This is a genomic window from Longispora albida DSM 44784, from assembly GCF_000379825.1.
Classification (GTDB): domain Bacteria; phylum Actinomycetota; class Actinomycetes; order Mycobacteriales; family Micromonosporaceae; genus Longispora; species Longispora albida.
This window is the reverse complement of the sequence record NZ_KB903813.1, coordinates 756429-771044: the sequence shown is the minus strand read 5'-3', so window position 1 is coordinate 771044 and position 14616 is coordinate 756429. Positions and strand designations below refer to the sequence as shown.

The following is a 14616-nucleotide window of genomic DNA, read 5'->3' as shown; positions in this document are numbered from 1 at the left end:
TTACCAAGCCCGGTGCAACGAAACAGCTCCCGGCGGAGTGTTTCTCGTCGGCACGTTCCATCACGAGGGGGCACAGAACCACATGCAGACCATCCGCCGCGCCGCGGCACTGGCACTGGGCGTTTCCGCCGCGACGCTCGCGCTCGCCACTCCGGCGCTCGCCGAGACGACGCCAGACGTCACACTGAAGATCACGCAGTACCCGTTCTCGCCGTTCGGCCCCCTGTACAGCATGAGCACCAAGTTCATCTGCACCAACAACGGGACCGCCACGGCACCCTGCGAGGCTGTCGTGACGATGCCGGCCGGCTGGCGCATCATGGGCGACGGCTCGGCCCGTGAGACCGGGACCAACCCGGACGGCAGCGTGAAGTGGTACGTCCCCGCCGGCGTCGTCGAGCCCGGCAAGGAAGAAGAACGCCTCTTCGGCGTCGCGTACGACCCGCAGGAGCGGCCGTACGGCAAGACCTTCACCGGCTCGGTCGCCTACGGCAAGGACGGCTCCGGCAAGCCCCACGACCTCACCTTCTACGTGCCGAAGAAGGGCGACATCGCCGCCAGCGTCGAGATCCTCGACTACGCCAAGCGGCCGATCACCTCACCGAAGGCCGGTGACCGGGCCCTGATCCGGGTCTCGCTCACCAACAACGGCACCGAGCTCGTGAACGGCGCCGAGGGCGTGCTCAAGATCAACGGCAAGGGCCTCAAGATCGAGCACCAGCCGGCGATCACCCCCGAGGGCCACCTGACGGGCGCGCACATCGTGAAGCCCGGCGAGCGGAGCACCGGCGAATTCTCGGCCGTGTTCACCGAGGCTGGCGAGGCCGAGGCCGTCCTGACGTTCGGCCCGGTCGAGCTGGACGCGAAGCCCGGCGACAACGTCTCCACCCAGAAGGTCACGGTGGCCGCCGCGCCCGCTCCGGTCGTCACGACCCCGGCCGCCCAGCCGCCCGCCGCCCCGGTCGCCAAGCCAGCCGAGGAGACCCTGCCGAAGACGGGCGTCAGCACGCCGTCGATCGCGGCCCTCGGCGTCGGCCTGGTCGCCATCGGCGCCGGCCTGGTCGGCATCTTCGGCCGCCGCCGTCGCCGCGACGCCCACGTCGAGGCGTAACAAGCGACACACCACAGCAAGGGCCGGGTTCCACGGGGGAGCCCGGCCCTTCTGCATGCCAGTACACAATCAGCTCTTAGCTCTTGATCTAACGCGAGGTGGCCCGCTGAGCGGAAATCTGACAAGCAGAAAAACCGCCCTAGTACTGGTGTACTTGGGCGGTTTTTCTGCGCAGCTCAGATTTTCGCTCAGCGGGTCGGCACTACCCAAAAGACCTAGTGGTCTTTGTAGGTGGCGCCGCCGTCCGACTCTGGGGTGTTCGGCTTGGCGCCACCGGCCGGCACCGCGAGCGGCGATGCCTGCGGGGCGAACTCCGGGAACTTCTCGTCGAAGGCCGGCCGCTCGGAGCGGATCCGCGGCATCGAGTCGAAGTTACGCAGCGGCGGCGGGCAGGTGGTCGCCCACTCCAGCGAGGCGCCGTGGCCCCACGGGTCGTTCACCGTGACCAGCTTGCCGGCCTTGTAGGACTTGTACACGTTCCACAGGAAGGGCAGCGTGGACAGACCCGTGATCAGCGCGCCGATCGTGGAGATCTGGTTCAGCAGGGTGAAGCCGTCGCGCTCCTGGTAGTCGAAGTACCGGCGCGGCATGCCCTCGGTGCCCAGCCAGTGCTGGACGAGGAAGGTGGTGTGGAAGCCGATCGTGGTCATCCAGAAGTGCCACTTGCCGAGGCGCTCGTCGAGCATCCGGCCGAACATCTTCGGGAACCAGAAGTAGATGCCGGCGTAGACGGCGTACACGATGGTGCCGAAGAGCACGTAGTGGAAGTGGGCCACCACGAAGTACGTGTCGGACACGTGGAAGTCGATCGGCGGGGCTGCCAGCAGCACGCCGGACAGGCCACCGAAGAGGAACGTGACCAGGAAGCCGAGCGAGAACAGCATCGGCGTCTCGAAGGTCAGCTGACCCCGCCACATGGTGCCGATCCAGTTGAAGAACTTGATACCGGTCGGCACGGCGATCAGGAAGCTGAGCAGCGAGAAGAACGGCAGCAGCACCTGGCCGGTGACGAACATGTGGTGCGCCCACACGGTCATCGACAGCGCGGCGATGCCGAGGGTCGCGCCCACCAGGCCCTTGTAGCCGAAGATCGGCTTGCGGCTGAACACCGGGAAGATCTCGGAGACGATGCCGAAGAACGGCAGCGCCACGATGTACACCTCGGGGTGGCCGAAGAACCAGAACAGGTGCTGCCAGAGCATCGCACCGCCGGTCTCCGGGTCGAAGGCGTGCGCGCCGAGGATCCGGTCGGCTGCCAGCGCGGAGAGCGCCGCGGCCAGGATCGGGAAGACCATCAGCACGAGGAGGCTGGTGATCAGCAGGTTCCAGGTGAAGATCGGCATCCGGAACATGGTCATACCCGGCGCGCGGAGCGTCAGGATCGTGGTGACCATGTTGACCGCGCCGAGGATCGTGCCCAGACCGGAGATGATCAGGCCGACGATCCACATGTCGGCGCCGGCGCCCGGCGAGTGCGCGACGTCGGTCAGCGGGGAGTACGCGAACCAGCCGAAGTCGGCGGCGCCGTTCGGGGTCGCGAACCCGCCGACGACGATCGTGCCGCCGAACAGGTAGAGCCAGTAGGCGAACGCGTTCAGCCTCGGGAACGACACGTCCGGCGCACCGATCTGGAGCGGGACGATGTAGTTGCCGAAGGCGAACACGATCGGGGTGGCGAACAGCAGCAGCATGATCGTGCCGTGCATGGTGAACGCCTGGTTGTACTGCTCTGGCGACAGGAACTGCCCGCCCGGCTCGGCCAGCTCGACGCGCATGAGGAGGGCGAGGAACCCGCCGACCAAGAAGAACGCGAAGGCCGTGACCATGTACATGATCCCGATCTGCTTCGCGTCAGTGGTGCGGAGCAGTCGGGCGAACGCCGATCCTTTGATGCCCTGGTGAACCGGCCAGGGCCGGGTCACGATCGGCTTCGGCTCGACAGCAGTCACGAATGCCCTCCATTGCTGCTGGTGTGCTGGCCGAAGGCAGAATAGTCCTTCGGGGGATCTCTCACCCCAACGGGTACCCATAACACGCCGCGTGATGACGGCGTCACTGTACTCGCTGTATGGACGGAGGCCGGGCACCTGTCGCGCCCGGCCCCGCCGGGTGGGTCAGAGCATGCCGCGCATCTCGGTGATCTCGGCAGTCTGGTCCTTGATGATCTGCTCGGCGAGCGCCCTGGCCTCCGGGCTGACGCCGGACTCCTTCTCGGTACGCGCCATCGTGACGGCCCCCTCGTGGTGGGCGATCATCATCGTCAGGAACATCCTGTCGAACGCGGTACCCGAGGCGGCTGCGAGCTTCCTCATGTCGTCATCGGACATGACTCCGGGCATCGACCCGTGCCCGCCGTGCCCGCCACCGGGTGCGGCCACCGGCTGACCCCAGGCGCGCAGCCAGCCGGTCATCTTGTCGATCTCGGGCTGCTGGGCGTTCTGGATCCGCGCGGCGAGACCCTTCACCTTCTGGGTACCGGCCCGGGTGGGGGCCAGCTTCGCCATCTCGATGGCCTGGGCATGGTGGACGATCATCTGCTGGGCGAAGGTGATGTCGGCGGCGTTGGCCCGCGCCGTGGTGGAGACGGACGGGGCCGGCTGGCTCGCGGGCTGGCCGTGGCCGCCGGAGTGCTCGCCGCTGCCGGAGGAGCAGGCCGCGAGGGTCGCGACGAGGGCAGCCGTGGACAGGGTGACGAGTGCTGCTCGCTTCACTGGTACTCCATTAGTCCAGAGTGATGGATGGATAGATCGAAGAACTCCGATGTAGCAGGGCGGAGTTCTCCTATATCCGGAGTACGCAGACCTGGGCGAGCGTGAGCCTGCCCCAGGGGAAGGGCGGGGGTCCCGGCGACCGGGAAGCCCGAGCGGGAGTGGCGGCGGGCCCGGGGCGGGCCGAGGCGAGTACCAGGGCCAGGAGCAGGCCGAAGACCAGCAGCCAGGCAGTGGAGTGCCCGAGGTGCTTCTGCGGGGCGACCGGCCCGGCCGGGACGGCGTGCGGCGCGGCACTCCCATCAGCACTGATAACTGAGTGCATGACCGGGGAGTGGGCCGCGTGCGCGGACACGGGGCGGTGGGCGCCGCCGGTCGCGCAGTCGGCGCCGTGCAGGCCGATGAGGCCGAGCAGGAGGACGAGGGCCAGTACCCGGCGGGGCCACCACCCCGCAGGCCGGAGCACCTGCCGCCACTGCATCCAGCGATTGTGCCACCCCGCCGGCCGGGTTCGATCTCGCGGCTCGCGAACCCTACCCACGAGTAAGGAAACCCGGTACCTTACCCGCAAGTAGGGAGGCATTGATGCATGACGTGATCATCATCGGGGCCGGGTTCGCCGGGCTGGGCATGGCCATCGCGCTGAAGAAGGCCGGGCGGGACGGCTTCCTGCTCCTCGAGAAGGCACCGGACCTCGGCGGTACGTGGCGCGACAACACCTATCCCGGCTGCGCGTGCGACATCCAGTCCCACATGTACTCCTACTCCTTCGAGCAGAATCCCTCGTGGACCCGGATGTTCCCCCGGCAGCAGGAGATCTGGGACTACCTGCGGCACTGCGCTGGCAAGTACGGGATCACCCCGCACATCCGGTACGGCTCGGAGGTCAGGGAGGCCACCTGGGCAGGCGACCACTGGGAACTCGTCACGACCAGCGGGGACCGGCACACCGCCCGGGCAGTCGTGCTCGGGATAGGGGCGCTGCATGTGCCCAGGTACCCGGAAATCAAGGGCCTGGACAGCTTCGGCGGCCGCGCCTTCCACTCCGCCCGGTGGGACAACGGTCTCGATCTGACCGGCAAGCGGATCGCGGTGATCGGGACGGGCGCGAGCGCCGTGCAGTTCGTGCCGCAGATCGCGAAGGTCGCGGCGCGGGTCGACGTCTACCAGCGGACCCCGCCCTGGGTGATCCCCAAGCCCGACCGGCGGCTGACCAGGGCCGAGCAGGCCGTCTTCCGGGCGCTCCCCGCCGTCCAGCGCCTCTACCGCGCCTCGATCTTCTGGCGGCTGGAGTCCCGCGCGCTCGGATTCGTGCACCCCAGGCTGATGGGTGTGGCGGCCGCCGTGGCGCGCTGGCACATGCGGCGGCAGGTCAAGGACCCGGCACTGCGGGCGGAACTCACCCCGGACTACACGATCGGCTGCAAGCGGATCCTGATCTCCAACGACTACTACCCGGCGCTGACCAGGCCCAACGTCAGCCTGATCACGGACGAGATCCGGGAGGTGACCCCGGACGGCATCGTCACCGACCGGCTGCGCGAAGCCGACGTGATCGTCTACGGCACCGGCTTCCACGTCACCGACGCACTCGACGGCCAGACCATCACCGGCCCGGCCGGCACGCTCGGCGAGGCCTGGCGCGACGGCATGTCCGCACATCTCGGCATCTCGATCGCGGGCTTCCCGAACGCGTTCGTGCTGCTCGGGCCGAACACCGGCCTCGGGCACAACTCGGTCGTGTACATGATCGAACAGCAGGTCAGGTACGTCATGCAGGCCCTGGAGCTCCTCGACCGGGCCAGCGCGATCGAGGTCAGGCCGGAGGTGCAGCGCCGGTTCGCCGCGGAGATCCAGTCCAGGCTGGACAGCGCGGTGTGGAACACGGGCTGCCGGAGCTGGTACCTCGACGAGCACGGGGTGAACCGGACCATCTGGCCGGGCTTCGCGTGGCAGTACCGCAACCGGGTCCGCAGGCTCGACCCTGCCGACTACGTGATCACCCCAGTGGGGGTTCCGGCATGATCACGCTGATCACGGGCGGGGCCTCCGGCATCGGCCTGGCCCTCGCCACCGAGCTGCGCCGGCGCGGCGCCCGCGTCATCATCGCCGACATCTCCCCGGCCACCGAGGTCGTCGCGGCCCGGCTCGGCTGCACCGCCATCGAACTGGACGTCACCGACGCCGAAGCCGTCGACGCAGCCTACGAGCAGGCCTGGGCCGGCCACGGCCGCGTCGACGTCGTGTTCAACAACGCCGGCATCGCGACCGGCGGCGCGGCCAGCGAACTCGACCTCGACCACTGGCGGCGCACCATCGACGTCAACCTGCGCGGCGTGATCCACGGCGTCCACGCCGCGTACCCGCGCATGATCCGCCAGGGCCACGGCCACATCGTGAACACCGCGTCCCTGGCCGGGCTCACCCCGGCTCCGCTGATGGTCCCGTACACCACGACCAAACACGCGGTCGTCGGCCTCAGCCTCGGACTCCGCGCCGAAGCGGCCATCCACAATGTCCGGGTCAGCGCCGTCTGCCCGAGCTTTGTGGACACCCCGCTGCTCGACAACGTCAACCCCGGCCTGCGAGCCACCGGCATGGGTTCCTCGGCCCGGGGCCACATCCCCGTCCCGCTGTACCCGGCCACCCGCCTCGCCCGCGACATCCTCCGCGGCGTCGCCCGGAACAAGGCGCTGATCGTCGCGCCGCTGTCGGGCCGGCTCGCCTGGTGGGGTACCCGGCTCGCACCCGAACTCGCCGTCCGGATCGCCGCCCTCACAGCCCGCCGCTACCACCAGGAACACAACACGGCAACGACTCGGGAGACTACTGAGCACAGGTTGTGAGCACGTCTAGCCTGTCCGGCACAAGTCTCCTAATGTGTACGTCATTCGATGAGGGAGGCCAACGATGCGGACCGCGGCGCAGCTGGGCGCCGTCATCGCCGCGTGCCTGTGCCTCGTGGTGATCGGCTATTCGGCCCTCTCCGGTAACACGCTGCTCCTGTGCTCACTCGCGCCGCTCCTCGCCCTGATGCTCCTCGCGGTGGCCGCCGACCGGCACTCGGCCTCCCGGCACGTCAACGAGGAGTACGAGATCGCCGAGCACCGCCGCCGCAAGGACATCGAACAGGTGCGCCTCCGCGGGCCCGAGCTCTTCCACCACGTCCGGGGCAGCCTGAGCCTGTGCGCCTTCACCGGCTACCCCGACCCGGAGGAACGCCGCCGCCTCAGCCTGCTCCAGCTCCACCGCGTCGAGGAACTCTTCGAGAAGCTGATCCGCCGCGCGACCCTCACCGGCCACGCCGGCCAGGCAGCGGGGCTGCTCGCCCTCACCCTGACCGCCACGGACAAGGCCCAGCTCTGGCGGCTCGCGGAATGGCCGGGCAACCACCAGCTCGAACGGGCGATCGCCGACCAGGCGAGCACCGGTGTCCTCCGCGCCGTCGACGGCACCGAGATCGTCTGGGGCACCCCAGACCCCGGCCACGCCTGATCTGTCCTGATCCGCCCAGGCCTATCCCGGTCTCGGGCTCCTGTGGCCGGGACCGCTCACGCTCCCGCAGCCGGGCTCACGATCCCGCAGCCCGGATGGCTCCGGCTCCTGCGGCCGGGACGGCCCACGATCCCCGGCCGGACATCTCACACTCCCGCAGCCGGACGCCTCAAGCCCCCGCGGCCGGGACCCGGAACTCGCTCAGGTGGGCCAGCACCGCCTGATGCGCAGCCCAGCCGTCCGGGAACGCCACCGGCACCCCGAGCGGAACAGGCTCAGTGGACGGATGCGCGTCCAGCAGCTCGGCGATCCCAGCCCGGGCGACCACGATGCAGGCGTGCCGGTGCCGTGACGCCAGCACGCACAACCGCCCCGACTCCAGGTGGAACGCCGTGGCGTCCCGCCGCCCCGACAGCGGGTGCAGGACGATCGTGATCTCGTACTCCCGACCCTGCAACCTGTTCGCGGTGTCCACAGTGACCGGCAGGTCACCGAGGGCGGCCCGGATCGCGGCCACCTGGTCGCGGTGCGCGGCACCGATCGCGACCCGGTCGGCCGTCACCGGCGACGTGCCCTTCTCGTCGTGCGCCACGATCCCCCGGCTGAGCAGCCGCTCCGCCAGGCTGGCCACGGCACTCACCGCCTCGGCGTCGGTTCGCACGACGTGCTTGCCCGGCAGCTCGTACAGCGCCCAGCCCCCGGCGGCAGCCATCTCGATCGCCTGGTCCTCGGCCCGGCCGTCGCCCTCGCCGAGCTCCAGCCGCCGATCCCCCGGCCCGGTGCCCGACGTGAACCCGGTGAACGGGTAGAACGCCGCCGACACCAGCGGCGCGGCGCTGGCAGGCAGCCGCCACGACACCGGCAGCCGGTGCACCGGCAGATCCGGATTGTGCCGGAGCAGCACGGAAACCGCGCTCTGCAACGGATCCCACGACAGCCCCGACCAGCGCTCACCATCCACAGTGGAGAACGGGTCGAGCTGACCGGGATCACCCACGAACAACGCCCGCTCGAAGCGGCCAGCGATCCGGAGCAGAGCGTCCGACCGCATCTGGTACGCCTCGTCGACGATCGCCCACGGCCACTCACCCTCGGTCAGGGTGCCCCACTTGGCTGCGGTCGCGATCGTCACCCGTGGCTCGCCCAGCCCGGCCACCTTCGGCGCGACAGTCACGTTGGGCAGCTTGATCCGCTCGGCGGCCTGGTAGCCACCTGCGGACAGCCGCCCGATCGTCACCTCGGGATCCTTCGCCGCCAGCCGCTCGATCAGGTCGTCGACCTGCTCGTTCGTCTGGGCGACGATCATCAGCCGCCCGGGCAGCCGCAGGGCGGCCGCGACGACCAGAGTGGACTTCCCGGCCCCGGGCGGCGAGTCGACCACGACACCCCGGTGCTTCCCGGACAGCACGTCAGCGAGGATCTCATCCAGCATCGGCGGCACCCCCGCCATGCGTCCACGGCACGTCCTCGGGGAACGTCGCCGACCGCTGGAAACTGTCACTCAGCGTCGTGTAGACGAGCTGCTCCCCGACCTCGGGCACCGAGCCCTCCGCCGGAGCGCTCCCCCGCCCCATCCCGCCGGCCAGGACGAAAACCGCCACCCCGCCGTCTGCCTCCTCCAGCTCCGCGGTCTGCCCCCGGCGTGCGGGAGAGGTCCACGGCCCATTCTTTTGTACCGGCGACGCGAGGTCGACCGTGATCCGAGGCCGGAGCTTCCGCCCCTCCTTCCGATCACGCTCGACGGCGAGGACCGTGCAGCGGAACGCGTCGCCGGTCAGCTCGTACCCGGCCATCACCAGCGGATCGTCGAAAGCCCGCTGCACCTCGTACCGAGCCTGGGCCCGCTCCAGCCGATCCAGCCTCGCCGCGGCCGCGATCGGCCCCTCCGACCGGGGCTGCGGCAGCGGGTCGGTCATGAACCCGGCGTACGCCATGACGTCCCACGTCCACCGGTCGGCGGCCGAGGGTGCCTCCGGCAGCTCGCGCACGGCGTCGAGTGCCCGCCACACCTGCTGCCACGTACCGGCGAGCTGCCCGGTCAGCGCCTCGGTGATCCGGTCAGCCGCGCCAGGCCAGCCGTCGTCGTAGTCGGCGATCAGCGGGGACAGCACCTGGTTGTCGAACTCGGGATCGGTCTGCGGACCCGCGGCCTGCCGCTCGGCCGCGACCGGGTCACCGCCGTCCAGCCAGGCGAGCAGCGAGGCGAGATTCGCATCCTCGACAGCGCTCTGCCCGGTAGCCCAGTGCAGGCCCAGCGCCCGGGTGGCAGCGATCAGGCTCGCCGACCCCGGCATCTGCGCCCGGTCGGCGAAGAACGTCAGCCACCGCCCGACCTGGTCACCCTCCTGGAACCGCGTCGCCCGCCCCAGCAGCCCCAGAAACTCGATTCCGGCCACGTTGGGCACCACCAGCTGCGGCTCAGCAGCCGCGAACCCGTCCACGGCACCGTCACCCGGCGCCGGGGCAGCAGCCGCCTCGCCCGAAGCCCCCGCATCACCCACACTCACCGCGCCCGAAGCCCCCTCCGCCTCAGGCCCGCCAACCCGGCCGCGCAAAGCACCCGGCCGGGAAGCCACGCCAGCCTCCACAGCGTTCTCGTCCGCAGCCGACCCCGCAGCCCCCAGCCCCGCCATCCCCAGCTCGGCAGCGATCGCCGCCGCCAGCTCGGACATGAAGGCCCGCCGGAGGTCGCGGTCCCTGGGCTGGGGTACGACGAGCACCCGTGGCCGTTCCCGGTCGCAGCCCAGCATCACGGCCAGGGGTGCCGCGGCCTCACCGGCCATCGCCAGCGGCACCAGCACCAGCGGCCGCTCCGTCAGGTGCACGTGCCGGACGGTCGCGATCGGCTGCGCACGGCCGGTCGCCGCCGCCTCGGCCCTGGCCAGCGCATCCAGAATGCCCACTACACCCCACCCGCCACGCCAGCCATACCCGCCGTATTCGCTGTGCCCGCCGTACTCGCCAGTGCCGCCTGCCGCAGCCGCCAGGCCCGGCTCAGCAGCTCGGCTGTCTCGTCGTCGGCGACCCCGCCCCCGGTACCGCTCATGGCCTGGCGGAGGACCTCGCCCACCGAGGACACTCCGCCCAGCTCGTCGCGGACCGAGCGGCCCATCGCATCCGTCGCGCCCTCGCGGCGGGCCTCGTCCCGGCAGAAGAAGGCCAGCTCACAGGCTGCCAGGCACTCGGGGGCATACCGGGCCTGCGCCGCCTTCGCCGCTGCCACCGGGTCGGCGCCGTCACCCTCGGCCGGGGGCAGCCGGTCGAGCTGGCGCGCCAGGACGCTGAGCTGCCGGCGCACGTCCACCTTCGCGGCGACCGGCTTGTTCGAGAAGTTCTCCGGGCAGACGAGGATGACCTCCTCGCTGACCGCGCGCCCCATGCGCTGCAGGGCCAGCACGTACACCGCTGCCTGACGGGCGGCCGCCGACACCTTCTCGGGGCTGGCCCGCCCGTCGATGATCGGGAAGCTCTTGGCCAGTACGACGAAAAGAAGGTCGTCATCCTCGACCAGCAGCGCGTCAGGCTCCAGGCCGACGACCTGCCCCGCGACCTCGAGCCGCAGCGCGACCTCGGCGACCCGGCCTTCCTCGTGGCCGGTGATGGCCAGCAGGTCGGCCTTGACCTGCGCCTCGAACGCATTCCCCCGGGTGATCGCGAACCGGGACTGGCCACTGGGCATGGGAAATCCGAGCTGCCCGGCCACCTCGGCCTTGTCGGCACCTGTGGTGTCGAGCAGGGCCCGGCGCGCACAGCCCGGATTCGCCGTCAGCGCGGCAAGAGTCCGCGCACTGTAGGTCAGCGCCGGCTCCTGCTCAGTCGTCATGCCACAGAGGGTAGCCACCCCCTCCGACATTTACCCTCAAGAGGTCGTCACGTGCGGAACGGGCCGGTGATCTCGTAGGTGATCCCGCCGGAGCCCGACCCGCTCGTGCCGCGCTGCGAGGAGAAGTAGAGCCGGTTGCCGGCCGGGGTGAACGCCGGGCCGCAGATCTCCGAGCTGCTCTGGCCGGTCACCCGCAGGAACACCGAGATCTTGTCGTCCGGCGTGATCATGCAGATCTCCATGTTGCCGCCGTCCTCGGCGACGTACAGGTCACCGGCCGTCGAGCCGGTGATGTTGTCCACGCCGGCCAGCGGGGCAGGGCCCGGATTGACCAGGCCGTCGTCGTACGCCAGCTCGTAGGTGCTGTTGAGCAGGTTGACCTGCCAGACCCGGTTGTCGCCCTTGGTGGTGAACCAGACCGTGTCGTTCGCGTAGTGGCAGCCCTCGCCGCCGTTGAACCGCTTGGCGCCGGAGACCTGGTCGCGGGTGGCGGTCGGCGAGCCGTCCGGGTCTGGCACGGTCGCCCAGGTGAACGAGCCGGAGGTCGCCGTGCCGGCCTTCAGCACCTGGAGCGTGCCGGAGGCCAGGTTGCCCCAGGTCGACGGCAGGAACCGGTAGAAGCAGCCGTTGCTCTCGTCCTCGGTCAGGTAGATCGCCTGCCGGACCGGGTCACAGGCTGCGGCCTCGTGCTTGAACTTGCCGAGCGCCGGGCGCTGCACCGCGGCGCTGCCCCACGGGTCGCACTCGTACACGTACCCGAGGCTGACCTCCTCACAGGACAGCCACTTGTTCCACGGCGTCTTGCCGCCGGCGCAGTTCTGCCGGGTGTTCGACAGGATCCGGTACGCCCCCGTGATCGCGGCGCTGGAGTTGAACTTGATGGCCGAGGCACCGCCACCCGGGTTGATCTCGGAGTTGGACACGTAGATCCAGCCGCTGCCGTCGGCGAACACCGCGCCACCGTCGGGGGCGTTGTGCCAGGTGTACGAGGTACCCGAGACGGTCTGGCCGGAGCGCGCCACGATCCGGCTGGTGAACCCGGCCGGGAGCTGGATGCCGTTGGCGTCGGCGGCCTGGAGCGGCCCGTACGGGCTGGCCGCGTTCTGCGCGGGCGCCGCGTGCGCGGCCCCCGACCAGAGCGCACCGGAGAAGGCGACGCTGCCGCCACCGATGACGGCGGTACGGAGAACGGTACGGCGGTTCATGGGGTTCACCGGAAACTCCTCACTGAACACTCACTGCGCGGGGCGTTTTCGCGACTGAGCGTAGGAACGAGTTCCCGAACGCCGGCAGGAGTACCACGTGAACAGTCGATGTCCGCTCCGTCAGAGTCCACACCGGATCATCATCACATGATCTCTAGCTCCGGAAGACCGGATTCGCCCCGGTTCCGAAAGTCACCTGCGGGCCACATCCCGGCGACGACCGCCTGAACATCGCCGGATATCCCGGAATCATTGGCTGGGAATGATGCGCATTGTCCATTCACGACGGCCGTCAACAGTACAGGATATATAGACCCAAGTGTATGTCTGTTCCGTTCACTCCGTACGCGCTACCTTCGGCCTCACCTGCACCCGGGCCGCCGAGGGCCGACCACCAGGTGAGCGTCCCTTGTGGTCCCGGGTCGGACCGAGCTATAGGGAGGACCGGTGAAACTCATGTCTGGAACCGGAAGAATCCGGCAAGGACTCCGAGCCGCCGCTGTCGCGTTCATCGTTGTGCTGGCTGGTGGGTTCGCCGCTACGGCGGCCCACGCCGAGGACCCAACCCCTCAGGTCGTCGGTGGCACCCCGGCAGCGCAAGGTGAGTTCCCGTGGATGGTCAGGCTGTCCATGGGCTGCGGCGGCGCACTGTACACACCGACACTCGTCCTGACCGCCGCGCACTGCGTGAACGGGACGGGCAACAACACCTCGATCACCATCACCCAGGGCGCCGTCGATCTCCAGGACCCGAACCGGACGACGCGCCAGTCGAACTACGTGCTCCAGGCGCCCGGATACAACGGCACCGGCAAGGACTGGGCGCTGATCCGGATGTCGCAGCCGATCACCGGCGTGCCGCTGCTCCAGGTCGCCACCGACCTGTCCCTCAACAGCGGCACGTTCACCGTCGCCGGCTGGGGCGCGGCGAGCGAGGGCGGCAGCCAGCAGCGCTACCTGCTCAAGGCCGACGTGCCGTTCATCAACGACGCGACCTGCAAGGCCAGCGGCGGCAGCTACTCAGGCCTGGTCGACGCGGAGGAGATCTGCGCTGGCTTCCCGAACGGCGGCGTCGACACCTGCCAGGGCGACTCGGGCGGCCCGATGTTCCGCAGGGACGCCACCAACACCTGGCGCCAGGTCGGCATCACCTCGTGGGGTGAGGGCTGCGCCCGGCCCGGCAAGCCCGGCGTGTACACCGAGGTCGGCCACTTCGCCGCCGACATCTGCACCGCCGCCAACACCATCGGCGGCTGCCAGACCCCGCCCGGCGGCATGTCCGTCAGCAACCCGGGCAACCAGACCAGCACCGTCGGTACCGCGATCACGCCGGTGACCCACACGGCCAGCGGCGGCACGGCCCCGTACACGTTCTCCGCCACCGGGCTCCCGGCCGGCGTGCAGATCAACGCGTCGACCGGGCAGATCACCGGTACGCCGACGACGGCTGGCACGTCGAACGTCACCGTGACGGCCACGGACAGCTCCAGCCCGGCCAAGACGGCCAGCACGTCGTACTCGTGGACCGTCAACTCGGCACCGATCCCCGGCTGCTCCGCCACGAACGGCACCGACTTCGCTATCAACGACAACGCGACCGTCAGCTCGCCGATCACGATCTCGGGCTGCGCCGGCAACGCCGGTACGGGCAGCACGGTCGAGGTCCACATCGTCCACACGTACATCGGTGACCTGCTCGTCGAGCTCGTCGCGCCGGACGGCACCGTGTACACCCTGCACAACCGGGCGGGCGGCAGCGCCGACAACATCAACCAGACCTACACGGTGAACCTGTCGGGTGAGGTCGCCAACGGCACCTGGAACCTGCGCGTCAACGACAACGCGAGCGCCGACACCGGCCGGATCGACACGTGGACCCTCAACCTGGGCGGCGGCACCCCGCCGACCTGCGCCCCGGGTACCAACGGCACCGACGTGAACATCCCCGACAACGCGACGGTGAACAGCACGATCGCGATCGCCAGCTGCTCGGGCAACGCCTCGACGGCTTCCAAGGTCGAGGTCCACATCGTTCACACGTACATCGGAGACCTGGTCGTCACCCTCGTCGCGCCGGACGGCAGCACCTACGTCCTGCACAACCGGGCAGGAGGCAGCGCCGACAACATCAACCAGACCTACACAGTGAACCTGTCGAGCGAGGCCCGCAACGGCACGTGGACCCTCCGCGTGCAGGACGCGGCCACCGCTGACACCGGCAGGATCGACAGCTGGACCCTGACCCTGTAGTCCCCGCTCACACTTCCGCGGCGG

12 protein-coding genes are annotated in these 14616 nt (G+C 69.8%); 5 read left to right on the top strand and 7 right to left on the bottom strand.

The features are described 5' to 3' along the window. Positions 1 to 82 precede the first annotated feature (82 nt). A complete protein-coding gene (locus A3G1_RS0103690) occupies positions 83 to 1111 on the top strand; it encodes an LPXTG cell wall anchor domain-containing protein (RefSeq protein WP_157640878.1) in 1029 nt (342 codons plus the stop codon). A 215-nt stretch (positions 1112 to 1326) separates the two neighbouring features. Here A3G1_RS0103690 and ctaD read toward each other — a convergent pair whose 3' ends face one another. From ctaD to A3G1_RS41610, 3 genes are all read right to left on the bottom strand, one after another. Then, the gene (gene ctaD / locus A3G1_RS0103685) at positions 1327 to 3060 is read right to left on the bottom strand and encodes an aa3-type cytochrome oxidase subunit I (RefSeq protein WP_018348117.1); all 1734 of its coding nucleotides are present in this window, start codon (positions 3058 to 3060) and stop codon (positions 1327 to 1329) included. Positions 3061 to 3225: 165 nt separating this feature from the next. Beyond that, positions 3226 to 3822, bottom strand: coding sequence for a DUF305 domain-containing protein (locus tag A3G1_RS0103680; RefSeq protein WP_018348116.1), 597 nt, complete (start codon positions 3820 to 3822; stop codon positions 3226 to 3228). 70 nt (positions 3823 to 3892) lie between these two features. Next, entirely contained in the window at positions 3893 to 4300 is a 408-nt protein-coding gene (locus A3G1_RS41610) for a hypothetical protein (RefSeq protein ID WP_018348115.1), read from the bottom strand. Between the two features lie 104 nt (positions 4301 to 4404). Between A3G1_RS41610 and A3G1_RS0103670 the strand changes: the two genes are divergently transcribed. From A3G1_RS0103670 to A3G1_RS0103660, 3 genes are all read left to right on the top strand, one after another. Further along, on the top strand, positions 4405 to 5844 hold the full coding sequence (locus A3G1_RS0103670; protein ID WP_018348114.1) for a flavin-containing monooxygenase: 1440 nt from the start codon (positions 4405 to 4407) through the stop codon (positions 5842 to 5844). Further along, a complete protein-coding gene (locus tag A3G1_RS0103665; protein ID WP_018348113.1) occupies positions 5841 to 6665 on the top strand; it encodes an SDR family NAD(P)-dependent oxidoreductase in 825 nt (274 codons plus the stop codon). The genes A3G1_RS0103670 and A3G1_RS0103665 overlap by 4 nt, the downstream gene beginning before the upstream one ends. A 64-nt stretch (positions 6666 to 6729) precedes the next feature. After that, positions 6730 to 7314 carry a hypothetical protein gene (locus A3G1_RS0103660; protein WP_018348112.1) on the top strand — a complete coding sequence of 195 codons (585 nt, stop codon included), beginning with the start codon at positions 6730 to 6732 and terminating at the stop codon, positions 7312 to 7314. 169 nt (positions 7315 to 7483) lie between these two features. Here A3G1_RS0103660 and A3G1_RS0103655 read toward each other — a convergent pair whose 3' ends face one another. The 4 genes from A3G1_RS0103655 to A3G1_RS0103640 are packed head-to-tail and all read right to left on the bottom strand — an operon-like array spanning position 7484 to position 12342. Beyond that, a complete protein-coding gene (locus tag A3G1_RS0103655; RefSeq protein WP_245563431.1) occupies positions 7484 to 8746 on the bottom strand; it encodes an AAA domain-containing protein in 1263 nt (420 codons plus the stop codon). Further along, entirely contained in the window at positions 8736 to 10217 is a 1482-nt protein-coding gene (locus tag A3G1_RS0103650) for a hypothetical protein (protein ID WP_018348110.1), read from the bottom strand. Before A3G1_RS0103650 ends, A3G1_RS0103655 begins: the two co-directional genes overlap by 11 nt. Then, positions 10217 to 11137, bottom strand: coding sequence for a hypothetical protein (locus A3G1_RS32965; protein WP_018348109.1), 921 nt, complete (start codon positions 11135 to 11137; stop codon positions 10217 to 10219). Before A3G1_RS32965 ends, A3G1_RS0103650 begins: the two co-directional genes overlap by 1 nt. A 47-nt stretch (positions 11138 to 11184) precedes the next feature. Then, positions 11185 to 12342: an alkaline phosphatase PhoX gene (locus tag A3G1_RS0103640; RefSeq protein WP_018348108.1), complete on the bottom strand. Its 1158-nt coding sequence runs from the start codon at positions 12340 to 12342 to the stop codon at positions 11185 to 11187. Positions 12343 to 12957: 615 nt separating this feature from the next. Here A3G1_RS0103640 and A3G1_RS0103635 point away from each other — a divergent pair. Next, positions 12958 to 14592: a proprotein convertase P-domain-containing protein gene (locus A3G1_RS0103635; RefSeq protein WP_018348107.1), complete on the top strand. Its 1635-nt coding sequence runs from the start codon at positions 12958 to 12960 to the stop codon at positions 14590 to 14592. The last annotated feature ends 24 nt before the right edge of the window (positions 14593 to 14616 follow it).